Consider the following 24,665-nt stretch of genomic DNA (forward strand, 5'->3'; position numbering starts at 1 on the left):
CATATCCTACATTTTTGGTTGGTTTTTAGGGGAGATAATAGGGATAATAAGCTATGCCTTTCAGAGTATTCATCCTTTAGCAAAATGCTTTACGGGTTTCTGTTTGTTTGATAGAGATGGAACGATTAGAAACAAGATGGAGATACATCATGGACCTCCCCCATATTTTGCAGGCGCGTTACACGACAAAAGCCTATGACGCTACGCGGCGAATCCCTCAGGATAAAGTGACGCAGTTAATGGCGGCTCTGCGCTTCAGCCCGTCATCAGTGAATGCACAGCCGTGGCACTTTATTCTTGCTGATGATGAGGCCGGTAAGCAGCGTTTAGCTAAGGCAACCCCAGTGGAGAGCCCGCTGGCCTATAATAGGGAAAAAATTATAGATGCGTCCCACGTTGTCTTATTGTGTGCGAAGAATGAGCTAACAGATTCGTATCTGCACTCTGTGTTAGAACAAGAAGAAAAAGATGGTCGCTATCAGGATGCTGCGGCGCGCGATGGCTTTGCAGCAGCACGCGCGGGCTATGTGCAACAGCATAAAACAGCAGGTGATGTAGCCCATTGGAATCAAAAGCAGGTCTATCTAGCGCAAGGGTTTTTGCTACTTTCGGCAGCTATGTTGGGGATTGATGCAACCCCTATTGAAGGCTTTGAGCCAGAAGTACTCTCTCATGAGTTTGGCTTAAAAGAGAAAGGCTTAACCCCTCTGGTGATTGTCTCTCTGGGATATCATGCAGAACGCGATAATAATGCAAAGCGTCCTAAATCCCGCCTAGGGGAAGATGTTTTATTCTCTAAGGCCTAAGAGGCATAATTAATGGCTGGGGGAGAAACTCCCCTAGCTATAGGCTATATGACAATTTTTAGGGGGGATGCTGGCGGAGAGAGAGGGATTCGAACCCTCGGTACGCTATTAACGTACACACGCTTTCCAAGCGTGCGCCTTAAGCCGCTCGGCCACCTCTCCTGCGAGCGTGAGCCGGACAATAGCATCATTTATGGTGACTGCAAGCCCCTTTTTGAGAATTTTTTATAAATGCCTCAATTAAGGCTGCGGATTTTACGCCGGGCCGTTCTTCCACGCCAGAGGATACATCAACTGCTGGAGCTTTGCTGGTGGTGATAGCCTCAGCAACATTATGAGGGGTCAGCCCGCCTGCTAACAGCCATGGGGCAGGGGCGTGCCATGTCTTTGTAAGGCTCCAATCAAAGGTACGGCCTAGCCCGCCGGGGCGGGTATCCCCAGCCTGTGCGGGGGCTTCGATAATATAGCCATCCAGAGCGGATGAGTGGGGTAAATCCTCTTTATGGGTTACTCCACGGGCGAGCCAGACCTCTTTACCAGTGGCGTGTTTTATATGGAGGGCTGTCGCTTCATCGGTGTAAAGCTGCAAAATATCGAGGGGAACATTTTGCAAAAGAGAGAGAATGTCCTCGCATGAGGGTTTAACGAATAACCCCACGCGGTAAGGCCCACCTTGTGCAGGTGTGGGGATAGCGGCGTGTAATGTTGCGGCGTGATGAGGATCTATAAAGCGAGGTGAGGCTGGGTGAAATACCAGCCCCACCCAGCGGGCCCCTAACGTAGCGCAAGCTTGTATGTCCTCAACCCGCGTTAGGCCGCAGATTTTAACATCTATGCTCACTGTGAGGCTGCCTGTAGTTCATCCTGAATCGCCTGCGCTGCGGCAGCAGGATCGTCCGCGCGGGTGATGGGGCGACCAACAACAATCCAATCCGCCCCTGCTTCAGCGGCTTGGGTGGGAGACATAACGCGCTTTTGGTCATCAAGCGCACTGCCAGCAGGGCGGATGCCGGGGACAATGAGTTCCGGTTTATTGCCAAGGGCATCACGCAGAGCAACAAGCTCGTGTGCGGAGCAAACAAGCCCATCTGCTCCTGCTTGAATGGCCATTTTCCCAAGGCGCACAACTTCATCAAGCGGTGTATCGTTGATGCCCACTTCAGCAAGGCTTTGCTCATTCATGCTGGTGAGGACTGTAACAGCAAGTAGCTTGGGGCGGTCTGGCCCGCCCTCAAAGGATTCCTCTAACGCTGCGCGGGCACGAGCAATCATCTCAGGGCCGCCAAGGGCGTGGATGGTGGTTAAAAAAGGACGGAGAGGCGCAAGAGCCTTTAAGCCTGATGCAACAGTGTTAGGGATGTCGTGGAGCTTGAGGTCCAAAAACAATTTTTGGTGTTCGCCAAGGGCGCGTACAGCATCCAGACCACAAGCATAGGTGAACTCTAACCCCAATTTAATGGCATCCACCTTTCCTTCAAGCTGGGTGGCCCATTGGGTGGCTTCCTCATAGGAGGCGGTATCAAGAGCAGCGATAAGGCGTGTGCGTGTGCTGGACATAAGAGGTTCTTCTTATTGAGGAAGGGGGTGTTTGGTCTCGGCAGATGATGCAGATGCGGCAGCGGGTTTAAGCTGGTCAAGTCTTTGGTGCAGCTCAATAAGCTGTTTTTGTGCGCCGCGTAATTGGGATTCGGCTTTGCGAGCGCGCCGGCGTTGGCGAATATCTCCTGCAGCCCCTAAGAGGAGGCCAAGGATGAGCGATGGGACAGAGAGCAACGCGATGAGCTTGCCCATTTTGATGGAAAAGCCAAAAGAGGCGATCCAAACAGTGGTGGCGTCCAAATTGCTCATAGAGAAAATGGCTATAAAAGCCACAAAGAGGACAATAATTAAAAGCCGTATCATTAAGGTACTCCTATCCCGCTTCAGACAGGGCGACAAAGCAGGGCGCAAGGGCTGAACTGCGTTGAATGGTGAACATAACTTTAGAAGAAGTTATCCATTCTGTCATCCTAGGGGTGTAAATTGTCTGCATAATGCTTTTTGGGGAGGCTGGCGAGGCTACGTTCCCTAAGGGGTAGAATCTCTGCTATAGGTTCGGGGAGTATCTTGGAGCAAGATAAGGTGGCGGGGAGATTTATGGATCAGGGTGAAGTTTTTGGTGAGGCACCAGCGAGTCTGAATCAGCAGGGGCCTTTATGGTCTGGGTTTGATGCTGCGTGGTATCGCCGCCGCTATGCGCATCAGCTTGCCCCAAAAGACGCTGCTTTAGATGATAAGGCACTGCATAATTATTGGGAGACGAACGAGGCGGCCAAACTTACGGCCCCTAATCGTTATTTTGATGAGGCGTGGTACCTAGAACATTACCCTGATGTGCGCCGAAGTGTGCAGGAGCAAGGCATTTTTCGGAATGGGTTTCAGCATTATGCGGAGGTAGGCAACCAAAGCTGTGCGGGACATTGGTTATTCTCGGCAGAATATTATCTTAAAGAGAATCATGATTATGGGTTCAGGGCCTTACGTAAGGCGGGATATGCAAATGCGTACGACCATTTTTTAGCGGTAGGGGATAAGCAATTCCGGTCTCCGCATGTATTTTTTGAGCCAGAAATACTGATTAAAAGTTGCCTTGCTAAGGATATTCCTTTTGACCCGTCCCAAGGGACATTCTCTCAGTATTTATCGCTTGATGATGTGGAGATGGGGACAGTCCGTACCTCGTGGTATTTTGACCCAGCATGGTATGTAGAGACTTACCCGCAGGTTAAAGCGTTAATAGAGCAGGGTCTTTTCATTAATCCGCTTCATCATTATTTATGCTGTGACGAGCCACAGAGTTTTAATCCTAACCCTTATTTTGATGAATCCTATTATTTGGAGCAGTATCCTGATATTCGTGAGGCTGTAGCCCAAGGAGCCTTCCGTAATGGGTATGCTCATTTCATGCGTAGTGGGATAAGGGAGCTGCGTAATCCCTCTGCTGAGGTGGATATGCGGGCCTTTGCCGCGGGGCTGGATATGCCGCGAGATCTTCACCAAGCTCATGTGGCAAATATATTCCAACTTTTAGTAAAGCAGCGAGACGAGCCAGAGACGCCGCCAGTTGCTAAATTATCTGCCACAGCAGCGCGGACTGTAGCGTTAAAGAAGGTAGAGGCGAGTTTACCTTCTTTATGCCGCCAGCCTTTGTCTTTTAGTGCAAATGCGACCCCTCCCTTAACGGTGTTGCTCATCTCTCAAGGGAATTATTTGTTAGATGTAGCAAGCCTTACCGCTCTGCATGCGCAGGGGGTACCGGGCTTACAAATTATCATTATCGGGAGTGCATCACGCCTAGCGCGTCAGCGGCTGGAATTGGCTATTGAGGGGATTGATTACTTTAACAGTGATGAGTATTTGCCGCTTTGGCAGCGTGTGCAGGATGTTCTGCCCTTTATCCGTGGAGCGCATATTTTGCTCATAGAGTCGGGGATGCAGCTCCTTCCTATGACGTTACCGGCTATGATGGAGGCTCTGAATACACCTCATAGTGGGGGTAGTGGTAAGATTTTGGCGGCCAATAATGTTGTGTTGGAAGCCGGAAGCACCGTTTGCCGTGATGGAGCTGTGACCGCACGCAGGCAAGGTGTGGAGGCTTTAGCACATTCTGTGAGCCTTCAGCGTGAGATAGAAGCAGTGCAAGGTGGGTTGCTCTTTTGTGGCTATGACGGTCTTGAGCGCGCTTTATCTTATGTTGGTAAGCCAGTGGAGGAGGCCTTCTTTACCTGTCTTTCTATGGCGTTGCGGGCTGTGGGGGAAAGGTTGGTATATTGGCCTATCATCCAAGCAAAGGCCCTGCATGTTACCGCTGAGACTTACGCACAAGACCGCATCACGAAAGAGGCGTTACGCCGGATATTCCCCACATTCTTGCCCACACATTCTATCGTCCCGAGCGATGGAGATGGGGGGCTGAATCGTCAACCGCAGGTTATGATGATTTTTCAGCATCTCCCTAGGGCGGTAGAGGGTGGGCCTGCACGGCGTATCATGCAGCATATCCAGCTTTTCCGGCAAAAGGGCTGGCGGGTTATGGTCGTAGGGTTGGAGAGGGGAGAAGAAGACCGTCTTACCATCGCTTGTGATTATCCAGCGGATGTAGATTGTTGGTGCGGTGTGAAGGACATAGCAACTTTCATGCAGCAGCATCAGGCTAGGGTGAAGCTTTTTTGGCTGGTAGGAGCATCCTCTTTGGGGCGTGTGGGGCCTGTTTTGGCGTCTGGAACACTGCCCCTTCATGATAAGGCGATTATGCTGGATATTGTGGGGCAAAAAGGCACGGGCCTTAACGCCTTAGAGCAGCATATGCGCCGCCTTGTCGGTATGGTGGATGAGCCTCATACTTTGGTGCGAGAAGCCCAAAAAGAGCTGGAATATGCGTGGTTATGCCAAGGTATTCTTGCGGGTGATGATGTAGATGCCGCGCTGTTACATCGTCTGGGTTATGGTAATGTTGTGCAGCTCCCTTATGCTGTTGTACCGGAGCAAATGGAAACGGGGGCTGAGGTTTTTGCCCGGCGGAAGGGCGTTTTATTTCCCTTGCCTATCTATCAGGCCGGGGATGCTGGGCATGATGGATTTGATTGGTTCTGCCTTGCCATTATGCCGCATTTACAACGGCATTTTAAAGACCATTTCTCTATTGATGTGGGGGGGTATCATCACCCTTCTGTTGATATTGGGTTTTACGAGAGAATGGCCCCTCTGGATGGTTTTGCAGAGACGGAGCGGTTGGCTACTGTTCTTAAACAATGCCGTGTGGTTATGGATCCGGCGCGTGTTTTGGCGGCCACAGCCATTGAGATAGTGGAGGCTGCCGCCCAAGGTGTGCCCGCTATTATAAGCAGCGCGCAAATGGAGCGTTTGGGCTGGAAGGATGGCCAAGAAGCTCTTGATGGTGGGGTAAATGCTCCAGAACATTTTGCTCAGCAGATTATTCGCCTGTACGAGGAGCCAGAGCTATGGGAGAGCCTCCGTATAAAGGCCTATGAGTTTGTAAGCAAAGAGCATAGTGCCACAAAACAGCGGGAGATATTTGATCGAGTTTTAGAGCAGCTCTTTCAACAGCCGGTTGTGATAGACCCTGCCCCTGAGGTGCCCCCCTTTAAGCCAGAAAGAGTCTTCGCTCCCGCGCCATTGCGGATTCAGCTTAAAGTTCCGCCGGTGCCTGTGGTTGATGAGGCAGAGGAAGATGAAGGGGAAGACCAAGAGGCAGACGATGTCTCTCCCTTGCCGACCCATATCGGGGTAACATTATCAAATGATTATGAAAGCTCACGAGATGCACAATAAGATGAATGGCATAATGTCTGATGTTCTTCATTATGTTGATGAGCAGCAAGATGCTGCCCGCGAGCGGCTTTTTGATTTGCTACGCATCCCTAGTATTTCTACGCAAAAGGAGCATCGCGAGGATTGTCGCCGCGCTGCACAGTGGTTGGTTGAGGAGTTGCGCACTATAGGCTTTGCAGCAGAGACGCACGATGTCAAATGGGCTGAGCCGGGGCATCCGATGGTTGTTGGTCATGCCGATGAGAATGACGCTTATGCCAAGGCTGGGCAAACGCATGTTCTTTTCTATGGGCATTATGATGTTCAGCCAACGGACCCGGATCATCTATGGCATAGCAAGCCTTTTGAGCCGTGCATAAAGGAGGATGAAACAGGGCGGAAGGTTATCGTGGCACGCGGAGCAAGCGATGATAAAGGACAGGTGATGACCTTTATCGAGGCCTGTCGAGCGTGGAAGGCGGTGCATGGCCGCTTGCCTGTGGCGGTGAGTATCCTTTTGGAAGGGGAGGAGGAATCAGGCGGGGAGAATCTATTGCCTTTCCTCAAGGCGCATCAGGCTGATTTACGCGCTGATATCGCCCTTATTTGCGATACGGCGATGCCTAACCGTCATACCCCAGCCATTACAACCTCTCTGCGCGGTACGGTGGCGGAGGAGATTTGTCTAACAGCGGCTAAGCAAGATTTACATTCTGGCATGTATGGCAATGCGGCGGCTAATCCTGCTTATTTGTTATGTCGCCTTATTAGTGGCTTGCGCGATGAAACAGGCCGCATCACCTTACCCGGTTTTTATGATGGTGTGGCCGTGCCAGATGAGCAAACGCGGGCACAATGGGCGCATTTATACCCTGATGATGCCGCTTTGTTAGGTGAGGTTGGCTTGTCTCACGCGGCAGGGGAGCAAGGCTTTAGCGCAATAGAACAAACATGGTGTCGCCCTAGCTTTGAGGTTAATGGCATTGGCGGTGGGTACCAAGATGATGGGTTTAAAACCGTTATCCCGGCTCAAGCCTCAGCAAAATTATCGTTTCGCCTTGTCCCGGGGCAGGACCCGTTGAAGATTCGGGAGGCATTTCGGGCTTATGTGCGTGATAACCTGCCAGAGGATGTGACTGTCACTTTTACATCACATGGGGCCTCTGCTGGTTTTGCGGTGGAAAAAGAAAGCCCATATCTTGCCGCAACACTCAAAGCCTTGAGCGAAGAATGGGGCGAGCCAGCCGTTACAACGGGTTGTGGTGGGTCTATCCCCGTTGCGGAGGAAGTCCGGCATGCTTTGGGGATGGATGCCTTGATGGTGGGGTTTGCTCAAGCGGATGATCATATTCATTCCCCTAATGAGCAATATGGTTTTGAGTCTTTTCATCATGGGATCCGCTCTTGGGTGCGCATTCTCGCAGCTTTAGCGGAGTGAGACGATATGAAGGCGGCACCACTCGCACTCACAATGGGTGATCCCGCTGGCATAGGGCCAGAATTAACAGGCCGTGTTTGGCAAGCATTGCGGGATACGGGATGTGTCTTTTTCTGGATTGGTGATCCGACTTTGTTGGGTGAGGCGATTGTATGGCAAGAGATCACTCATCCAGCAGAGGCGAGAGCTTGTTTTGCCCATGCCCTGCCCGTTCAGCGGGTATCGTGCCCGGAGGTTGTGCAGCCGGGTAAGCCTTCCGCGCAAAATGCCCCTGCGGTCATAGAGAGTATAAAACAGGCTGTGCATTATAGCTTGGCGGGTCAGGCTGGGGCTGTGGTGACTAACCCGATTGCTAAGCATATATTAGCGGCTGCGGGGTTTCCTCATCCGGGACATACGGAGTTTCTTGCCTCTTTATGTAAGGCTTCAGGACAAGAGGTGATGATGCTCGCCTGCCCAGAGCTGAAGGTCGCTTTGACGAGTATTCATGTTTCTCTCCAGCAGGCCATTAAGTGTTTATCGGCGGAGCGTATTGTTGAGGTCAGCAAAATCACGGCCAAGGCTCTAAAGCGTGATTTTGGGTTTACGAATCCTAGATTGGCTATTGCAGGTCTTAACCCTCATGCCGGGGAGCATGGCATGATGGGGGATGAGGAGGTGCGGATTATCCGCCCTGCTATTGAGGTTCTTACTAAAGAGGGCATTAATGTTATTGGCCCGATGCCCCCTGATACGATGTTTAGTGCCGCTGTGCGTAGCCATTATGATGCGGCGATTTGTTTATATCATGACCAAGGGCTTATCCCTGTAAAGACTCTTGATATGGCAGGGGGGGTGAATATCACGCTGGGCCTTCCCATTATTCGGACCTCACCTGACCACGGTACAGCCTTTGATATTGCCGTGGGGCGTGGGGAGAAAAGCCGTGCGGATTGTTCTAGTCTTTTATCAGCGATGAGAATGGCCCATGATATGGCGCATCAACGAGCAGTGACTGAGTCTCACTGCAAGTGAGCAAGAAAGGATAAGCCGATGATTCGTCTTGGTATTAATGTGGATCATGTTGCAACATTACGAAATGCGCGTGGTGAGGCTTATCCAGACCCTGTGCGTGCAGCAGAGCTTGCTTTACAGCATGGTGCTGATGGGATTACCGCGCATTTGAGGGAAGATCGCCGTCATATCCGAGATGAAGACGTAAAACAGCTGCGTGCTTTGCCCGCTCCACTTAATTTTGAGATGGCTGTTACCGATGAGATGGTCGCTATTGCATGTGACTTAAAGCCTCATGCCTGCTGCTTAGTGCCTGAGAGACGGGCGGAATTGACAACTGAAGGCGGCTTGGATGTGATCGGTCTGCGCGATCATCTTGCTCCGCATATCACGCGCCTGCTTCAGGCAGGTATTCGTGTTTCTTTATTCATCGACCCAGAGCCAGAGGCTATCCGTACTGCTGCGGCCTTGGGGGTCCCGGTGATTGAGCTGCATACGGGGGCCTATGCCGCAGGCAAAGCGGGAGAGCTGGAGCGATTGCATCAGGCTGCCCGCATTGCTGGGGAGGTAGGGTTGGAGCTCCATGCGGGGCATGGGCTGACCTATGAAAATGTTACGCCGATTACAAAATTGCCGCATCTTAAAGAGTTAAATATTGGGCATTTTCTAATCGGCGAGGCCATTTTTGTTGGGTTAGGACCTTCGGTAAGGCGGATGAAGGATTTATTGTCGTAATAAATCCGTTTAGTCGCCGGGCTCATTAATAACGGGGAGGCCATTATCGCCCTGCTGGATGTTAATGAGCCCACGATTGCGGGGAACATCCGGTATTGTTCCATCCTTAGGAGCAGGCTGGATGAGAGGTGTGCCGGGCTTATGTTTATAGAAAGGTACATATTTACCCGATTGGTCTGAATAGGTGGCCTTGGGGCTTTGCTCTGGCGTTGGCGTAGAATGGAACGCAGAGATTGGCCCCATAGGCCAGATGCCCGGTGCATCCCGCATGGTCCCTTCTGGCTGACGCGCACAACCGCGTGTGAGCATGGAGCAAATACCATCTTGGCCGATATATTCATCATCATCACCCGTATAATGGACCTCTGAAACGCGGTCATGGTCTATGCGGATGAGCATACGGCAGCTAGCCCCAGCCCCACCAAAAATAGATTGATACGCACTAATGGCCGCACTGGCAGGAATCAAACCAGAATCCGGAAGTGAAGGAATGGAGCGGCTGATGTCATATTCCCACACAGCTGTTGTGTCGTTTAATGTCTTTGTCGAATTAGGGCCGCCCGCACAGGCTTGGAGGTCATAGGTCGTCATGCCGATCATCTCATATTGAGCGCGATGAGCTTCCCGCGCATCCCAATAGCCACAAGCTGTGAGAGTGACGGGCAAAAAGTAAGCAAGGCAACGGACAACCTTTGGGAGGGTCATTGTTTCTTCCATATGTGTAGAGTTACGAAATATGGGAGATGCTCTATCATGTTTTCCTTTCCATCGGGAAGATGGGTTTTCGTCTTCTTAGCAATGGGCTAGAGAGGGGAAAGATTCATTCCGTATTTGGAGCTTACTTTATGGCTGATATGTCCCACTCTGAAATCCTGCGCTTACAGGCGGCGTTACAACGTCTCTTGGGGTCTCCCAAGCTGACGGTGAATGTCCCCCCTCGTAAGGGTATGAGTGTGGAGATCGCTGTGGCAGGCGAGGTTGTAGGGACGGTATATCGTGATGAGGATGAGGGCGAAGTCTCTTATGCCGTCAACCTCACCGTGTTGGAGGAGGACCTCCCCGCTGCCTAAGGGGGAGGCACCGTCCTTATTTTATGGGCTTGTTTAGGTGAGTGGGGCGCAGCTTTCTTTCACCCACTCATGAAGCTCCCTCTCTAGGAGGGGCAATAATCTTTCCTGCACTGTGGCGTGATAACGGTCCAACCATTGCCGCTCATCTGGTGTGAGATGCGCCGTGTCGATGAGACGTTTATCAATGGGTGTGTGGGTGAGGGTTTCAAACTCCAAGAAGGGGCCTGATGGGCCGTTAAGTGTGCTTTCCTTCACTAAAAGGAGATTCTCAATCCGAATCCCATACGCACCGACCTCATAATAGCCGGGCTCGTTAGAGAGAATCATGCCCGGTACTAACCCGGTTGGCCTTAGTGCTACGGAGATAGATTGCGGCCCTTCATGGACGGAGAGATAACTCCCAATGCCGTGGCCTGTACCGTGGTCGAAATCCAGTCCCATATTCCATAAGGCAGAACGTGCTACACTATCGAGCCGATACCCCGATAGGCCGTGCGGGAAGCGTTGGCGGCTTAGCGCGATATGCCCGCGCAACACAGCAGTAAAGGCCTTTTTAAGGGCGGCTGGTGGCTCATCAGGGCCAATCCATAGAGTGCGGGTGATGTCGGTGGTGCCGAAGGGATATTGCGCCCCACTATCGACAAGATAGACGCAATTCTCTGTGAGGATACTATCGCGCCCTACTTCCGCTCGGTAATGGGGATAAGCCCCATTCGGCCCCGCTGCGGAGATTGTTTCGAAACTAGGGCCTTTATAATCAGGTGATAAAGCCCGGAATGATTCTAACTTCGCAGCAAGTGCCGTTTCACGCTGGCCAACACCGTGTTTTTCTACCCAATGGAGGAAACGGGCAAGGGCAATACTATCAAGCTGATGCGCCCGGCGATTACCGTCTTGCTCTGTCTTGGTTTTTATCGCTTTGGGCAATGTGCAGAGGTCTGGCCCATCAGCAATTTCAGCCCCTGCTGCCTCTAGCGTCATACGGAACCAGAGTGGGGTTGTTGCTGGGTCTAGGCGGACAAGTTTGCCGGAAAGATGTTGTAAAGCCGTTGGTAAAGAAGATGGGGCTTTTGGTAAAATGCCGTCATCTTCTACAGCATCATGAAAGCGGCTTTGTTCAGCAAAAATCTCAACCTGCCCACTCGCATAAAGGATACCATAAGCATGGGCTATGGGGGTCATGGCAATATCATGGCCCCGGATATTGAGTAACCAAGCGAGAGACGGGCAATCGGCTATAATCATGGCCTCTTGGCCTGCCTGGCGTAATTGTTGGGCAAGCTCTGCTCGTTTCTCGCGGCTTGTTTTGCCGGTAAACTCTAATGGATGATGGATGATAGGGGTTGTTGGGGGGACGGGTTGGTCAGTCCAAGCGGCATCAATGGGATTGCCCTCTAGGGCGATGAGCTGAATATGGGGAGAGGACCATGCTGCAAGCTCCCGCTGGCTGACTAATTTTGGGTCATAACCAATGCGTAAGCCCTGGGCATGTTCTTCTAACCATTGCCGGGGCGGGGTCTTGCTACTATGGCGCGTCTCCCAATGCTCGGGGAGGGTTTGGTCCTTCATCTGCACGGTATAGCGTCCATCCGAAAAGACACAGCCTTTATCGTTTAGTAAGATGGCCAGCCCTGCGCTACCGGTAAAACCCGTCAACCATGCGAGCCGCTCTGCATAGGGGGCAACATATTCCCCCAAATATTCATCCCCGCGCGTTATGATAAACCCTGCAATATCAAAATGCGGGAATTGTTGGCGCACGAGAGCGGGACGGTCTTTTAGTGGAAGAGACGACAAAGACATAGGGGCACCATGCAGATAGGAGAAAGGATTCGCTTAAAAAGGTTTGCGGAGGACGAGGGTGCTCCAAGCACCTTCTTTTAGATGATGTTCTAAAACCAGCCCTTGGCGTTGATGAGCGACAAGAACCATGCGCGCTTGCGTGGTGAGCAGCCCAGCAAGGATGGCCGTACCCCCTTTTTGTAAATGGTAGGCTAAATCCTTGGCCATACGGCATAGTGGGCGGGCGAGGATATTGGCAAAAACAAGGTCGTAAGGGGCTTTTTTGCGCACGCTCTCGGTTAGCCAGCCATTGCCGAAGCGGCACTCTAATAACGGCCCCAATTTATTTAACCGTGCATTAGAGGCCGCCACACGGACAGACCAAGGCTCAATATCCACCGCTAAAACGGGACGATGGAACAGCCGCGCAGCAGCCATTGCAAGAATCCCAGAGCCGCAGCCCATATCTAAAATATGTTGTGGTTTGCGGTACGCAATGCGTTCTAAAGCGCGCAGACATCCACGCGTAGAGCCATGCTCGCCAGAGCCAAAAGCAATCCCGGCATCTAAGGTGATATTCAGCCGGTTGCGTGCCGCCTTATCTTTTAAATGTGTTCCACGAATACAAAAACGCCGCCCGACATATTGAGGAGGAAAGGCCTCTTGTGTGCGGGCTAACCATCCTTCTGCCTCCGTTTCCCGCCGGAGGAGCGGGGCCTCAACACCTGTCATAGCACGGACAAGGGCGAGGCCATTTTCTAATTCATCTTCATTCTTGCCGCGTTCTTTAACGGCCTCTAACCGCCAATAGCGTTGCTCATCATCTTCCTCAAACATCCCGACTGTATCGCACACCCCGAGGAGAACTTGCTCAAAAAGTGGAACATGTGCTTCCTCCACCACAATGGAGAGGGTCTCCAACATACGCGCATGGCGTGTGCTAATATGGGATGGGGCGATGGGGCTTTGTTTTGCCTTCATGATACGACCTTTACAAAACCGGCCATGATGCGTTTTAGGCCGACATCTTCAAAATTAACGGAGAGTCGCTCCCCTTCAACACCAATGACCACGCCTTCACCATAGCGGCTATGCTGCACAGTCGCCCCAAGGGGAATGGTAGGACGGTTGGAGAGGGCCTCTGGTCTATAACGACTAGAGGAGGGAGACCTGCTCATGTTGGCCTGAGCTTGGCGTGCAAAAAAGGAACCGGGACGCGGATTATGGCGCGCAGGGCTATGCCGTTTAATATGCTTATCGGGTAGTTCTTCAATAAACCGGCTAGGGATGGAATCTTGCCAATTCGCATAAATACGCCGGCTTGCGGCATGGAGGATAATCGCCCGCTCCCGCGCACGGGTAAGCCCAACATAAGCAAGGCGGCGTTCTTCCTCCAAAGCGCGATTGCCCCCTTCATCCAATGAGCGTTGAGAGGGGAAAATCCCTTCCTCCCAACCGGGAAGGAACACGGTAGGAAACTCCAATCCCTTAGCGGCATGGAGTGTCATAAGGCTTACTTTGTCGCGTTCGTCTTGGAGGGTATCGCTCTCCATAACGAGAGCAATATGCTCTAAGAAGGCCTCCATCGTGGGGAACTCCCCAATGGCGCGGAGAAGCTCACCTATATTATCCAAGCGTCCAGCGGCTTCTACTGTTTTGGGGTCATCACGCCACATCGTGAGGTAGCCGCTCTCTTCTAAGATAGTCTCGGTTGCGACTACATGCCCCTCTTTGGCAACAATCTTCCGTGCTTTCTCCAAAGCCGCGAGTAGCTCGGCTAATGTAGCGGCAGATTTCCCTTTGATGAGCTTATGCTCAATTTGTTGTTGGAGGGTCTGTTGGAGAGAGCGTCCCGCTTCGCGCGCAGTAAGGCGCAGGCGGGAGAGTGCCACATTACCAAAGCCACGTTTGGGAAGATTAACGATGCGCTCAAAAGCGAGGTCGTCTAACGGGTAAAGAACGGCCCGCATATAGGCAATCGCATCGCGGATTTCAGCCCGCTCATAAAAGCGAAGGCCCCCGATGATTTGATACGGAATCCCCATGCGCATGAGGGCTTCCTCAAAAGGACGCGTCTGGAAGCCAGCGCGCATCAAAATAGCCATATCTCCATAAGCCTGCCCCTCTTGATGGAGGGTCTGAATACGCATCCCCACAATACGGGCTTCATCATCGGAATCAGGCGTGCTGATGACCTCTACTAACTCTCCCTCATCACTCTCTAAACCGGGGCGGAGGGTTTTGCCCAACCGGTCCTCATTATGGGCAATGATATGAGAGGCAGCACTAAGGATGCGCGGTGTAGAGCGGTAATTTTGCTCTAGCCGAATGATACGCGCACCGGGAAAATCGTTCTCAAACCGCAGAATATTAGCAATTTCTGCCCCGCGCCAAGAATAGATGGATTGGTCATCATCCCCCACGCAAGCGATGTTTGCAGGCTCGCCGTCAGGATGTTTGGCTAATAAACGTAGCCATAGATATTGGATGGCGTTTGTATCTTGATACTCATCCACCAAAATATAGCGGAAACGATGGTGATATTGAGCAAGAACATCGGGATGCTGACGGAAGATGGTCACCATATGGAGCATTAAATCGCCGAAATCGCAGGCATTAAGCTCTTTTAGTCGGGCTTGATACGCTGCATAAATCGCACGCGCTTGCCCATTAGCGAGGTCCGTATCATGTGCGGCGGTAATCTCCTCCGGGAGGAGGGCTTTATCCTTCCATAACTGGATTTGGTGCATCAGCTGGGCAGGGGGCCAGCGTTTGAGGTCCAGCTTCCAAGGTTCCATCACTTGCTTGAGCAAGCGTAGTTGGTCATCAGCATCAAGAATGGTAAAGCTGCGCTCTAGCCCAACGCGGGGGGCGTGCTGGCGGAGCATACGCGCACAAAGGGAGTGGAACGTCCCTAACCAAAGCCCTTCGACCGGTTTATCCAAAATCACGCTAATGCGCTCGCGCATTTCTTTCGCGGCTTTATTGGTAAAGGTCACGGCCAGAATCTGTTCCGGCCAAGCGCGCTGTTGGAGCAGAATATGAGCAAAGCGCGTTGTTAACACACGGGTTTTGCCCGTTCCCGCACCGGCGAGAATCAGCAAGGGGCCTTCTGTTGTCTCTACAGCAAGGCGTTGCTCTGCGTTTAGCCCAACGAGATAATCAGGCTCGGAGGGCGAAAGACGGGGGGAAAAAAGATCATCAACCACAATTATCTGATATAATGCGATCATCCTCTAATAGCTAGGACATAACCGCAGATTGTGAGTAAAGTAGCACCTTCTAAATCAGGACATAGGGCCCGTATGCGCGAGCGCATTCTGGCCTATGGGGCGGAAACACTTGCAGATTATGAGCTATTAGAGGTGCTTCTTTTTTATGCCATACCGAGGCGAGATACAAAGCCGCAGGCTAAAGCTTTGCTCGCCCGCTTTGGGACAATAGGCAAATTGCTACAAGTTGCGCCAGATTCTTTAAAAGATGCGGGAATGAGTGAGAAGGCGATTGCGCTCCTTCAACTGCCTATCATAGCAGCGCGCGCCCTTGTGGAGCATGATGGTGATGCACCTTTGCAATTAAGTAATAGTGATGCCTTGATGCGTTATGCCCAAGGGGCGTTGCAGCATGTTTCCACGCAAACGATTAGCTTATTATGTTTGGATAGTAATAATAGGCTTATTGTGGAAAAGGAGTTGCCTAAACAAAGACAGATAAACACAATGCACCGTCTCATTGCTTGTATTCTTCTGGAGTGTCATGCTACAGCGGTAATTATTATCTATTACCATCCTCAGGCCCCCGCTACGGCTTTAGCGGCAGATGCACGGGGGTTGAAGCAGGCCTTATCGGCTTTAGATATTACGGTGCATGAGGGTATGTTAATCGCGCCAGATTGGCATGTTAGTATGAGTGAGGCTGGGTTATTATAAAAAGTGTCTCATCCGACAAGTCTTAAACATATGGCCTCCCCACAGAGAGACGATATCTTTGCTGAGATTGCGTCTCTCATCTTCACAGCGGAAGATGCACAGCAGGGTTTAACCTCTTATCTCATCGCACATTATGAATCATTTGCTGATTTATTATGCACTCCAACAATAAACTGGGAAAAATTACCGCGAGAAACGGTAGCTCTGCCTGTTTTATGTGCGATAGTGAAGGAGCTAGCCCATCGTTATAGTCGGGCTTTATTGCCAGAGGGGGACCTGCTAAAACATCCAGAATTACTCTATGATTATTTGATGATTCATATGGCGCGGGAGCGTGTAGAGCAGTTCCGGCTTTTATTTCTTGATAAACACCATCGTCTTATTTTGGATGAAATACAAACGCGGGGCACAATTAATCACGCACCGGTTTACCCGCGTGAGGTCGCAAAACGCTGCATAGAGTTAAATGCCTTTGGTCTTATTATGGTGCATAACCACCCATCGGGCCAAGTTATGCCTTCTAAGAAGGATGTCATCATGACCCAATCGATGGAGAGGGCCTTGCAGGTTGTAGAGGTCTCTGTGGTAGATCATCTCATAGTAACGCGTAAGGCCTTAACGAGCTTCCGTCAGCTTGGCTTACTTTCTTGAGAGATGATCTACCATCTATGTCTTACTGAATTAGGCCGAAAGGATAGGCTTATAATGCTGTAAGACCATAGCACCAGGTAATCCACCGCGTGGGAAGATGCGGTTTACATGGCCCATCTTACGGCCCGGGCGGGCATCTTCTTTACCATAAAGATGGGGAGAGGCATTTTCCTCCGCTACAATCTCTGGCAGGAGGGCCATGTCTTCAGGGCCAATGAGATTATGCATATACACATCAGAATGACGCCGAGGCGGAGGGAGCGGTAACCCTGCAACCGCGCGTATATGCATCTCAAATTGATCCACCAGACAGGCATTCATCGTCCAATGGCCAGAATTATGAGGGCGAGGGGCAATCTCATTAACAAGGAGCTTGCCATTTTTATCTTCAAAAAGTTCTACCCCCATAATGCCGATTAAACCTAGTTTTTCAGCAAGCTGTGCAGCGAGTTTTTGCGCCTCCTCAGCTAAGGCAGGCATGATAGGGGCAGGGACGATGGAGACGCGTAAAATCCCATCGCGATGGTGATTTTCAGCTACATCAAAACACCGGACAGTCCCATCATGACCGCGTACGACCATGACGCTTATCTCTCGTGCGAAATCAATATGCTGCTCGGCAACGAGGGGGTAAGGGAGGGTATCAGCTTGGCGTAATAGAGCCTGAAACGTCTCCTCATCTGGAAGGCGGAATTGCCCTTTGCCGTCATATCCGAAGCGGGTTGTCTTTAAAATACATGGGAAGCCGAAGGAGGCTAGTGCTGCGAGGTCTTCAGGGCCTTTGATTTCACGCCATGGGGCGACAGGTAAACCATAAGAACCCAACATTGTTTTTTCAGCAATGCGGTCCTGACTGGTCTCCAAAATATGCCCTGAAGGATGAACAGGGCAAAAACGTGCTAAATGCTTTAAGCCGCTGGCACTGATATTTTCAAACTCAAAACTAATGACATCACAGCTCTGGGCGAAGTTCTCTAAGCATGAAGGGTCATCATAAGAGCCGATCGTTACTTTGGCAGATGTCTCCGCCGCTGGGCTGGGGGCCGTGTTGGAGAGGATATGGACCTTATAGCCAAGCCGCGCCGCGGCTATAGCGGACATGCGGCCGAGCTGCCCGCCCCCTACGATGCCAATCCATGCGCCAGGTTGTAAGGGCTGCTGTGCCATTAAACGGGGACCTCCGCGACTGAAGCTGTTTGAGCCTCTCTATAAGCAATAAGACGTTTGGCCAACTCTGCATCAGAGAGGGCCAGAACAGACGCCGCTAGTAAAGCCGCATTAACAGCCCCTGCACGACCAATCGCTAAAGTTCCAACAGGGATACCAGCAGGCATTTGGACGATGGAGAGCAAGCTATCTTGCCCTTTTAGGCTTCGACTTTCGACCGGTACACCAAAGACAGGTAGGCTTGTCCAAGCGGCACACATACCCGGGAGATGAGCCGCACCACCTGCCCCGGCGATAATCACCTTCAGCCCCTTATCATGGGCCGATTTCGCGTATGAAGCGAGGCGGTCCGGGGTCCGATGGGCGGAGACGATACGCGCCTCGTAAGGGATGGCGAGCTTCTCTAGCAGCTCGCACCCATGGCGCATTGTCTCCCAATCGGACTGACTACCCATAATCACACCCACTAAGGGGGCTGCGCTATCCGTCATGCCTTAAAGACCGTCATGTGATTCATCAGGGATCGCGAAAAGACGGTTCGGGTCGTCTTCATGAAGTGTATCCTGCAATGCCGTCCCTTCACGGACGAGGCGGTCATTAGCTGCTTGTACGGCTGCGTTGAGGTCAGTTTGTGTGCAAAGACCAAGAATGACAGGGTCACGCGGTTTGATATTGGGGCTGTTCCAATGTTCGCGGTTACGAATCTTTGCGATTGTATCCTTCGTTGTCCCCAATAGCCGGACGATTTGTGTATCGTTAAGCTGGGGGAATTGGCGCAGAATGAAGGCAATCGCATCGGGCCGGTCATGCCGCTTTGCCACAGGGGTGTACCGAGCACCTTTTGCACGGCGTGCCACAGGGTTGGGCGCGGCCTTCAATTTTAGACGTGCAGAGGCGTTGCCCTCGCAGCGTTTAATCTCAGCCTCGGTCAGTTGATTATTTTTGATGGGGTCGTACCCGTTGATGCTCCCGCCCACTTCACCATCTGCAATGGCCTGAATCTCTAACGGGTGCATCCCGCAAAAGACAGCAATTTGCTCAAAAGTGAGGGCGGTTTTCTCAATAAGCCACACAGCGGTAGCTTTGGGCATTAACGGTAGGGTCATGTTAACGCGGTCCTTTTGCAGAATGGTAGAAGGTCCGGCATTTGGCAAGCCCGGGCCACTCTGAAAAAGAATCACCCGCCACCCAAAAAGAGGCGGTGCCTGCATAATGCACGACAGTGGCGCTACCATGCGTTAGGACGGGGGGAACGTCAAGCAGAGAAATTAAGAGAGGAGAGTGCTGGGCCTTTATAATATGAAAAACCCTCTATTTCCGTGGGAAAGAGAGGGTCTCACATCATATCATCTTATAAAGATGACCGTTTTACTTCTTGATATTACCGATACCAGAGAAACGCTTGTTGAACTTAGCAACCTGCCCCCCTGTATCGAGAATACGCTGTACGCCTGTCCAAGCGGGATGGGTCTTGGGGTCGATATCAAGGCGTAGCGTAGCACCAGGCTCGCCATAGCAGGAGCGGGTTTTATATTCGCTGCCATCAGCCATCACGACTGTGATTTCATGATAGTCGGGGTGGATGCCGGATTTCATAATATTTCCTGAACCTAAAAGAAAGAAACTCCGATGCCGACCGGAGCAGACGCAGCCCTCTTACAGGATTTTTTCTATAAAATAAAGCGCGTTTCCTTTCTTTTTATGGGGTTCTTATGAGGAAGGCCGCTTGTGGTTTTGGCGAACATATACAATATGTCTCCCCATTGTTTTACGCCTTTATGGGCATAGGCTTGTTGGGGCGTTTCACTTTAAGGATTAGGTTGGGTTTATGAGTCGGATTAAGACGCCCGGTTGGGTTGCTGATTTCCAGAAGTTCATCATGCGTGGCAATGTTATGGATCTTGCCATTGGTGTTGTCGTTGGTGCAGCTTTTACGGGAATTGTAAATAGTGCCGTCAAGGATATCCTGACCCCTATTTTGGGGTGTCTAACAGGTGGTGTGGATTTCTCCAATATTTTTATCACCATAAAAGGACCTGTGAAGGATACTTTGGCAGAGGCGCAAAAAGCCGGATCTGTGACCATTAATGTTGGTTTGTTCCTTAATGCAGTGATTCAATTCTTAATCATTGCCTTCTTTGTCTTTTGGGCCATGAGATTGATTAGTAAATTGCATCGTAAAGAGGACGCTAAACCAGTTGCTCCGCCAGCACCTAGCCAAGAGGAAATCCTGCTGACGGAAATCCGTGACATTTTAGCTGGGCGTTCTTCCGACAAATGAGCCGTTTTCTTCCCTCCCTTATGCTTAAGCGTGGGGTAATGCTAAGCGTTGCCCTTTTTGCAAGTAGCCTTATTGGGGTTGGTCATGCTGATGATGCACCCTTTGGGGTGCCCATCTCTCCCAACGCGCATCTTTATTCCTATTTTGTGATTAATGGGATGGCGCGTGGTGCCTTTATGCTTGGCAAGTTACGGCAAAAAGATATGTCAACGCTCATTCAAATAGATGAGGCCACACGCAAGGCGGTTCTTCATAATATGAATGCTCAAACAATCCGCTCAGACTTTCAGGCAGATCAAGTTCTTGCGCGTTATTTGGAGCTTATCCCACGGTAAGTTGTTTGGATGAGAGCCTATTAAAAAAGGGAGGCCTTGTGAGCCTCCCTTTTTATATGTCGCGCTAGTTTTTACTTAGCTCGTTTTGCGTAAGCGTTTTTGCCCCATTAACAGCAAGAGTGGGGCTGCGATAAAGATAGAGGATGATGTCCCTACCACAATGCCAAAGAGCATCACTGTAGCAAAGCCTGTAAGTGTACTCCCCCCAAAGAGGGCGAGGGGCAGTGCGGCGAGGAAGACCGTCATAGAGGTACCCAAAGTGCGATTGAGAGTCTCATTGATGGAGAGGTCTAACAAATCCCGTAAAGGCATGGTGCGGTACTTACGCAGATTTTCCCGTACGCGGTCATACACAACCACTTTATCATTCGTAGAATAGCCGAGGATGGTCAAAAGAGCGGCGACCATCACAAGGTCAAACTCAAAACGTGAGATGACGAGAAAGCCAATCGTTTTGGTAAGGTCCAAAATCAAGGTAATGACCGCACTAAGGGCGAACTCACGCTCAAAGCGGAACCAGATATAGATAAGAATCATACCCAAACTAAAAAGCAGGGCTAAAACACCATCACGAAATAATTCAGAGGAGACAGAGCCACCAACAGCATCAGCACGTTGAATCTGCACACCGGGGATAGCCTGCACAATTACTGAGCGGACATGATCGACCAGCTTTTGGGTGACATGCTCATCTTCTCCACCGCGTGGGAGATTGATAGCAATGCGGATATCCTGCGGGGACCCGAAGGTCTGTACGGAGGCCGCATCAACCTGCCCAGCTTTGAGGATAGCCCGCATATGGGCAGGGTCCTCTGCGGTGGGGGAGTGTGTCTCTACAATGACACCGCCGCGGAAGTCCAAGCCGAGATTCAATCCCGGTTCAAAGAACAACACAAGGGAGGCGATAGAGAGCAATGCAGAGATGATTAAGCCCGCATGACGGCCACGCATAAAGTGGATCTGACGGTCATCACGCACGAAACGAAGAAGAGGACGAGAAAACATGATGATTAGACCGGCAATTCTTGTGGACGTTTATGCGCATACCACCGAATGATAAGCATGCGCGAGACAATAAGGGTTGTGAACAGCGTTGTGGCAATACCGATGGTGATGGTGAGTGCGAAGTTACGCACCGCCCCTGTCCCAAAGACAAAGAGCATCACATGGGCAAGAAACGCGGTGGCGTTACTATCGATGATGGTCCCTGTCGCGCGTTGGAAGCCAACCTGCAATGCTTGGAGTGGCTTACGCCCAAGGCGTACTTCCTCTCGGATACGCTCGTTAATGAGGATGTTCGCATCCACAGCCATACCAAGTGTGAGGAGAATACCGGCCATACCCGGTAGGGTCAGTGTTGCTTCAAAGAGTGACAGCACAGCCAAGATAAGCACCAAGTTGGCAAACAGAGCTATATCAGCATAGAAGCCAAACCGGGCGTAAAAGAGGAGCATAAATAACACAACGAGGATGAAGCCAGCGGCGAGGCTGATAATCCCAGCATGGATGGAGGCTGCCCCGAGGCTTGGGCCGATGCTGCGTTGCTCCACCACGGTAAGCGGTGCAGGGAGAGCCCCAGCGCGGAGCAATAACGCCAAGTCTGAAGCAGAACGTGCGGAGAAGCTCCCTGTAATGATGCCTTGCCCTGCTGTGATGGGGCCATTAATGACGGGGCTGGTTAGGATACGGCCATCAAGCACAATGGCGAATGGCTTGCCAACATTGGCCGTGGTGATGCGGGCGAAATCCTCCGCACCTTTATTATCGAACTTTAAAGCAACAACCCATTGATTCTCGCTCATAGTTGCAGCAGCGTCAGCAAGGTTGGCCCCGTCAACGTCAATCTTATCTTCTACAGCAAGTTGCCCATGCCCATCTGCGAGCGGAAGTAAGGTGGTACCAGGCCCTGCATGGGTTAGGTCAGGGGAGAGGAGATGGAAGGTCATCCGCGCTGTTGTGCCGAGCAGAGCTTTAATACGTTGTGGATCGCTAATCCCCGGCAGCTCTAGGACGATGCGGTCTTCTCCCTCGCGCGCGATGCTAGGGTCAATAGCCCCGGTGCTATCAATACGGCGGCGGACAATCTCGATAGAGCGTGTTACGGCTTCCCGCGCACGGCTGCGGATGGAGTCTTTTGTCAGACTAATAACAAAAGACCCTCCTTTTTCCTCAAGAGTAAACTCTCCCGGTGTAGCGGCGATAAGCCCTTCTAAGGCTTGGCGGTCAGCATCACGCTCCATAAGGGCGCGTGGGGTGATGATGAGGCCGCTATGGGTATCATCACGCCGAATCTCACGATAGCCTAGATGAGCGTCTAATAGGCTTTGGCGGACTTGGCCCTCTAAAGACTGTAAACGGTCACGTTGAAGAGTCTGCGTATCAAGCTGCAATAGCAAGTAGGAACCGCCTCGTAAGTCGAGACCAAGATGCACTTGATGCCAAGGCAATGAGGGCCAAGGGGACTTTATAAAGTTAGGTAGGCAAAGCAGGGCAGCAATAAGGCAGACACCCGCCACGCCCAACATCCTGAGGCGGCTATAATACAACATAGGGGGTTCAAGAACCTCAAAAACGTTAATAATGGAGAGGCCAGAGGCCTACTGCACAGATGGTGCAAACCATGCCCTTTTAACGATTTTAATGCAACCATTATACATAGCCATGCTGTGCATGCAGCGGATGGCTTGTAAAATACGGCCTTATAGATATGGTGAACCCTATGATGGAAAAGCGGGTCCTTAATGTCGCAGTGGTGGGGGCTGGGTATTTTGGCCGCTTTCATGCTCTGCATTCAGCAAAACATGCACGAGAAGCTCTTATAGGGCTGTACGACTCTGATAATCTGCGGGCACAGGAGGTTGCGCGGGAGGTCGGGACGACTGTTTTTGAGGATTATGAAACAGTTTTACAGCAATGTGATGCGGTTATTATTGCCGCACCAGCGGAGGCGCATTACAGCCTAGCCCGTCAGGCTCTTGAAGCAGGATGTCATGTTCTTGTTGAGAAGCCCCTTGCCTCTACGCGGCAGGATGGAGAGGCTCTTGTCCGTTGTGCGGACGATAAAGGGTTAGTCCTGCAAGTAGGGCACCTTTTACGCTATTCAGCGGAATATGAGGCCATTAACACGCGCATTAAACATCCTCTTTATATAGAGGCAACACGCATTGCCCCATATAAATTGCGCGGGACGGATGTTTCCGTTGTGTTGGACCTTATGATTCATGATCTCGACCTCATCTTAGCGTTGGTTGAGAGTCCAATCCTGCATATTGATGCGATGGGAGCTGCTGTCTCTAGCACGCATGAGGATATTGCCAATGCGCGGGTACAATTTGCCAATGGTTGTGTAGCGTCTATCACAGCAAGCCGCATCTCGTTTAAAACAGAGCGGAAGATGCGTTTATTTAGCCAAGAAGGCTACCTCTCAGCCGATTTTACAAGCCGCACATTATCCTTTATTAACCGAAAAGAAGGTCTGATAATGCCGGGGAGCGGTGGCTTCCGGCGTCAGAGCGTGCAGTGGCGTGATCATGATAATTTGGCGGCCGAGCATGATGCGTTTGTTGCGTCTTGCTTAGATGGTAAGCCCGTTATTGTGGATGGAGACGCTGGCTTGCGTGCTTTGGATGCTGCTTTACGCGTTGGGGAGGACATGCAACGCGCACGGCAGTTATTACAGAGTTCAGGCCTTTTATCTCATTAAATCTCTCCTTTGGAGAGGAAGGATTTTCTAGAATGAATGCGGTTGATTACTCTTACGCACATGTTGGTGGGTTAAATCCGTTTGTTAGCCTGCTCATTTTTGCCGTATTAATGCTCGCTTTGTTCGGGTTGTATTTTCTGCCGAGCGTGATTGCCCTCATCAGACGGCACCCGCAGAGATGGATACTCGTTGGACTAAACGTCTTATCAGGCTGGACGGGGCTGGGATGGATTGGCCTCTTGCTGTGGTCTTTGTGGCCGCGTGAGGAGCTTTTGGCAGTAAATCGGCGTTTAGCGTCATCTGGGCAGGATTGGGGCCCGTATCAAAACCGGGAACAATCTTTCGGCGGGCCGAGCCCAGCTGATGAGTTGGCCAAACTCGCCCAGCTCAAAGAACGCGGTGTTTTGAGCGAGGCTGAGTTCGAGCAAGCCAAAGGGCGGCTCCTGCATAAATAAAAGTGTAAGG

25 protein-coding genes and 1 tRNA gene are annotated in these 24,665 nt (G+C 51.3%); 12 read left to right on the forward strand and 14 right to left on the reverse strand.

The annotated features are described in order from the left end of the window. The first annotated feature begins 149 nt into the window (after positions 1-149). The gene (gene nfsB / locus GM556_RS03610) at positions 150-806 is read left to right on the forward strand and encodes an oxygen-insensitive NAD(P)H nitroreductase (RefSeq protein ID WP_155579300.1); all 657 of its coding nucleotides are present in this window, start codon (positions 150-152) and stop codon (positions 804-806) included. 71 nt (positions 807-877) lie between these two features. On the opposite strand, the gene GM556_RS03615 is transcribed toward nfsB, so the two are convergent. The 4 genes from GM556_RS03615 to GM556_RS03630 all read right to left on the reverse strand — a co-directional run bounded on the left by GM556_RS03615 (position 878) and on the right by GM556_RS03630 (position 2,708). Next, positions 878-968: transfer RNA gene (locus GM556_RS03615), tRNA-Ser, on the reverse strand. A gap of 25 nt (positions 969-993) precedes the next feature. Next, positions 994-1,647 (reverse strand): phosphoribosylanthranilate isomerase, encoded by a 654-nt coding sequence (locus GM556_RS03620; protein WP_266137980.1) that lies wholly within the window; start codon positions 1,645-1,647, stop codon positions 994-996. Further along, a complete protein-coding gene (pyrF, locus tag GM556_RS03625) occupies positions 1,644-2,363 on the reverse strand; it encodes an orotidine-5'-phosphate decarboxylase (RefSeq protein ID WP_155573149.1) in 720 nt (239 codons plus the stop codon). The genes GM556_RS03620 and pyrF overlap by 4 nt, the downstream gene beginning before the upstream one ends. A 12-nt stretch (positions 2,364-2,375) precedes the next feature. After that, complete coding sequence (locus GM556_RS03630) at positions 2,376-2,708, reverse strand: LapA family protein (RefSeq protein ID WP_155573150.1); 333 nt, start codon at positions 2,706-2,708, stop codon at positions 2,376-2,378. A 234-nt stretch (positions 2,709-2,942) separates the two neighbouring features. Here GM556_RS03630 and GM556_RS03635 point away from each other — a divergent pair, with 234 nt between their 5' ends. Genes GM556_RS03635 through GM556_RS03650 form a run of 4 tightly spaced genes read left to right on the forward strand, consistent with a single transcriptional unit; the run spans position 2,943 to position 9,282 of the window. After that, positions 2,943-6,137 (forward strand): glycosyltransferase, encoded by a 3,195-nt coding sequence (locus GM556_RS03635; RefSeq protein WP_155579301.1) that lies wholly within the window; start codon positions 2,943-2,945, stop codon positions 6,135-6,137. Positions 6,138-6,150: 13 nt separating this feature from the next. After that, positions 6,151-7,554, forward strand: a complete 1,404-nt coding sequence (locus GM556_RS03640) for a M20/M25/M40 family metallo-hydrolase (RefSeq protein ID WP_230873277.1) — start codon at positions 6,151-6,153, stop codon at positions 7,552-7,554. 6 nt (positions 7,555-7,560) lie between these two features. After that, the gene (gene pdxA, locus GM556_RS03645; protein WP_155579302.1) at positions 7,561-8,568 is read left to right on the forward strand and encodes a 4-hydroxythreonine-4-phosphate dehydrogenase PdxA; all 1,008 of its coding nucleotides are present in this window, start codon (positions 7,561-7,563) and stop codon (positions 8,566-8,568) included. A gap of 18 nt (positions 8,569-8,586) precedes the next feature. Continuing rightward, complete coding sequence (locus GM556_RS03650) at positions 8,587-9,282, forward strand: pyridoxine 5'-phosphate synthase (protein WP_155579303.1); 696 nt, start codon at positions 8,587-8,589, stop codon at positions 9,280-9,282. 9 nt (positions 9,283-9,291) lie between these two features. Here GM556_RS03650 and GM556_RS03655 read toward each other — a convergent pair whose 3' ends face one another. Beyond that, positions 9,292-9,987: a hypothetical protein gene (locus GM556_RS03655; RefSeq protein ID WP_230873278.1), complete on the reverse strand. Its 696-nt coding sequence runs from the start codon at positions 9,985-9,987 to the stop codon at positions 9,292-9,294. A 140-nt stretch (positions 9,988-10,127) separates the two neighbouring features. On the opposite strand from GM556_RS03655, the gene GM556_RS03660 reads away from it, so the two are divergent. Beyond that, positions 10,128-10,352, forward strand: coding sequence for a DUF3126 family protein (locus GM556_RS03660; protein WP_099027357.1), 225 nt, complete (start codon positions 10,128-10,130; stop codon positions 10,350-10,352). 33 nt (positions 10,353-10,385) lie between these two features. On the opposite strand, the gene GM556_RS03665 is transcribed toward GM556_RS03660, so the two are convergent. Genes GM556_RS03665 through GM556_RS03675 form a run of 3 tightly spaced genes read right to left on the reverse strand, consistent with a single transcriptional unit; the run spans position 10,386 to position 15,343 of the window. Continuing rightward, positions 10,386-12,155, reverse strand: coding sequence for an aminopeptidase P family protein (locus GM556_RS03665; RefSeq protein ID WP_155579304.1), 1,770 nt, complete (start codon positions 12,153-12,155; stop codon positions 10,386-10,388). 33 nt (positions 12,156-12,188) lie between these two features. Beyond that, on the reverse strand, positions 12,189-13,094 hold the full coding sequence (locus GM556_RS03670; protein WP_370513590.1) for a 50S ribosomal protein L11 methyltransferase: 906 nt from the start codon (positions 13,092-13,094) through the stop codon (positions 12,189-12,191). Positions 13,095-13,111: 17 nt separating this feature from the next. Beyond that, positions 13,112-15,343, reverse strand: coding sequence for an ATP-dependent helicase (locus tag GM556_RS03675; protein ID WP_370513580.1), 2,232 nt, complete (start codon positions 15,341-15,343; stop codon positions 13,112-13,114). Positions 15,344-15,439: 96 nt separating this feature from the next. Between GM556_RS03675 and GM556_RS03680 the strand changes: the two genes are divergently transcribed. Together GM556_RS03680 and GM556_RS03685 are read left to right on the forward strand one after the other, a co-directional pair. Further along, positions 15,440-16,063 carry a JAB domain-containing protein gene (locus GM556_RS03680; protein WP_155573156.1) on the forward strand — a complete coding sequence of 208 codons (624 nt, stop codon included), beginning with the start codon at positions 15,440-15,442 and terminating at the stop codon, positions 16,061-16,063. A gap of 30 nt (positions 16,064-16,093) precedes the next feature. Next, a complete protein-coding gene (locus tag GM556_RS03685) occupies positions 16,094-16,714 on the forward strand; it encodes a RadC family protein (RefSeq protein ID WP_155573157.1) in 621 nt (206 codons plus the stop codon). 30 nt (positions 16,715-16,744) lie between these two features. Here the strand turns inward: GM556_RS03685 and GM556_RS03690 are convergent, their stop codons facing one another. The 4 genes from GM556_RS03690 to rpmE all read right to left on the reverse strand — a co-directional run bounded on the left by GM556_RS03690 (position 16,745) and on the right by rpmE (position 19,477). Beyond that, on the reverse strand, positions 16,745-17,881 hold the full coding sequence (locus tag GM556_RS03690) for a 5-(carboxyamino)imidazole ribonucleotide synthase (protein WP_155579308.1): 1,137 nt from the start codon (positions 17,879-17,881) through the stop codon (positions 16,745-16,747). Then, a complete protein-coding gene (purE, locus tag GM556_RS03695; RefSeq protein WP_155579309.1) occupies positions 17,881-18,372 on the reverse strand; it encodes a 5-(carboxyamino)imidazole ribonucleotide mutase in 492 nt (163 codons plus the stop codon). Before purE ends, GM556_RS03690 begins: the two co-directional genes overlap by 1 nt. A 3-nt stretch (positions 18,373-18,375) precedes the next feature. After that, entirely contained in the window at positions 18,376-18,987 is a 612-nt protein-coding gene (locus GM556_RS03700) for a DUF1013 domain-containing protein (RefSeq protein ID WP_155579461.1), read from the reverse strand. Between the two features lie 262 nt (positions 18,988-19,249). Next, on the reverse strand, positions 19,250-19,477 hold the full coding sequence (gene rpmE, locus GM556_RS03705; protein WP_099027348.1) for a 50S ribosomal protein L31: 228 nt from the start codon (positions 19,475-19,477) through the stop codon (positions 19,250-19,252). Positions 19,478-19,709: 232 nt separating this feature from the next. On the opposite strand from rpmE, the gene mscL reads away from it, so the two are divergent. After that, positions 19,710-20,162 (forward strand): large-conductance mechanosensitive channel protein MscL, encoded by a 453-nt coding sequence (gene mscL, locus GM556_RS03710; protein ID WP_155579310.1) that lies wholly within the window; start codon positions 19,710-19,712, stop codon positions 20,160-20,162. Next, positions 20,159-20,497 carry a hypothetical protein gene (locus GM556_RS03715; protein WP_155573162.1) on the forward strand — a complete coding sequence of 113 codons (339 nt, stop codon included), beginning with the start codon at positions 20,159-20,161 and terminating at the stop codon, positions 20,495-20,497. The genes mscL and GM556_RS03715 overlap by 4 nt, the downstream gene beginning before the upstream one ends. A 75-nt stretch (positions 20,498-20,572) precedes the next feature. Here GM556_RS03715 and secF read toward each other — a convergent pair whose 3' ends face one another. Both secF and secD read right to left on the reverse strand, forming a co-directional pair. After that, positions 20,573-21,502, reverse strand: a complete 930-nt coding sequence (gene secF / locus GM556_RS03720) for a protein translocase subunit SecF (RefSeq protein WP_155579311.1) — start codon at positions 21,500-21,502, stop codon at positions 20,573-20,575. 5 nt (positions 21,503-21,507) lie between these two features. Continuing rightward, entirely contained in the window at positions 21,508-23,046 is a 1,539-nt protein-coding gene (secD, locus tag GM556_RS03725) for a protein translocase subunit SecD (protein ID WP_155573164.1), read from the reverse strand. Positions 23,047-23,216: 170 nt separating this feature from the next. Between secD and GM556_RS03730 the strand changes: the two genes are divergently transcribed. Further along, positions 23,217-24,200, forward strand: coding sequence for a Gfo/Idh/MocA family protein (locus tag GM556_RS03730; protein ID WP_155579312.1), 984 nt, complete (start codon positions 23,217-23,219; stop codon positions 24,198-24,200). Positions 24,201-24,232: 32 nt separating this feature from the next. Continuing rightward, positions 24,233-24,655: a superinfection immunity protein gene (locus GM556_RS03735; RefSeq protein ID WP_196424610.1), complete on the forward strand. Its 423-nt coding sequence runs from the start codon at positions 24,233-24,235 to the stop codon at positions 24,653-24,655. Positions 24,656-24,665: the final 10 nt, after the last annotated feature.

It is taken from the genome of Bombella sp. ESL0378 (assembly GCF_009725845.1).
GTDB lineage: Bacteria > Pseudomonadota > Alphaproteobacteria > Acetobacterales > Acetobacteraceae > Bombella > Bombella pollinis.

Coding starts and splice junctions, on each gene's coding strand:
- secF (WP_155579311.1), bottom strand. CDS start 21,502: ATGTTTTCTCGTCCTCTTCTTCGTTTCGTGCGTGATGACCGTCAGATC.
- GM556_RS03665 (WP_155579304.1), bottom strand. CDS start 12,155: ATGTCTTTGTCGTCTCTTCCACTAAAAGACCGTCCCGCTCTCGTGCGC.
- GM556_RS03730 (WP_155579312.1), top strand. CDS start 23,217: ATGATGGAAAAGCGGGTCCTTAATGTCGCAGTGGTGGGGGCTGGGTAT.
- rpmE (WP_099027348.1), bottom strand. CDS start 19,477: ATGAAATCCGGCATCCACCCCGACTATCATGAAATCACAGTCGTGATG.
- purE (WP_155579309.1), bottom strand. CDS start 18,372: ATGACGGATAGCGCAGCCCCCTTAGTGGGTGTGATTATGGGTAGTCAG.
- GM556_RS03680 (WP_155573156.1), top strand. CDS start 15,440: ATGCGCGAGCGCATTCTGGCCTATGGGGCGGAAACACTTGCAGATTAT.
- pyrF (WP_155573149.1), bottom strand. CDS start 2,363: ATGTCCAGCACACGCACACGCCTTATCGCTGCTCTTGATACCGCCTCC.
- secD (WP_155573164.1), bottom strand. CDS start 23,046: ATGTTGTATTATAGCCGCCTCAGGATGTTGGGCGTGGCGGGTGTCTGC.
- GM556_RS03640 (WP_230873277.1), top strand. CDS start 6,151: ATGTCTGATGTTCTTCATTATGTTGATGAGCAGCAAGATGCTGCCCGC.
- mscL (WP_155579310.1), top strand. CDS start 19,710: ATGAGTCGGATTAAGACGCCCGGTTGGGTTGCTGATTTCCAGAAGTTC.
- pdxA (WP_155579302.1), top strand. CDS start 7,561: ATGAAGGCGGCACCACTCGCACTCACAATGGGTGATCCCGCTGGCATA.
- GM556_RS03685 (WP_155573157.1), top strand. CDS start 16,094: ATGGCCTCCCCACAGAGAGACGATATCTTTGCTGAGATTGCGTCTCTC.
- GM556_RS03650 (WP_155579303.1), top strand. CDS start 8,587: ATGATTCGTCTTGGTATTAATGTGGATCATGTTGCAACATTACGAAAT.
- GM556_RS03630 (WP_155573150.1), bottom strand. CDS start 2,708: ATGATACGGCTTTTAATTATTGTCCTCTTTGTGGCTTTTATAGCCATT.
- GM556_RS03635 (WP_155579301.1), top strand. CDS start 2,943: ATGGATCAGGGTGAAGTTTTTGGTGAGGCACCAGCGAGTCTGAATCAG.
- GM556_RS03715 (WP_155573162.1), top strand. CDS start 20,159: ATGAGCCGTTTTCTTCCCTCCCTTATGCTTAAGCGTGGGGTAATGCTA.
- GM556_RS03700 (WP_155579461.1), bottom strand. CDS start 18,987: ATGACCCTACCGTTAATGCCCAAAGCTACCGCTGTGTGGCTTATTGAG.
- GM556_RS03690 (WP_155579308.1), bottom strand. CDS start 17,881: ATGGCACAGCAGCCCTTACAACCTGGCGCATGGATTGGCATCGTAGGG.
- nfsB (WP_155579300.1), top strand. CDS start 150: ATGGACCTCCCCCATATTTTGCAGGCGCGTTACACGACAAAAGCCTAT.
- GM556_RS03735 (WP_196424610.1), top strand. CDS start 24,233: ATGAATGCGGTTGATTACTCTTACGCACATGTTGGTGGGTTAAATCCG.
- GM556_RS03660 (WP_099027357.1), top strand. CDS start 10,128: ATGGCTGATATGTCCCACTCTGAAATCCTGCGCTTACAGGCGGCGTTA.
- GM556_RS03655 (WP_230873278.1), bottom strand. CDS start 9,987: ATGACCCTCCCAAAGGTTGTCCGTTGCCTTGCTTACTTTTTGCCCGTC.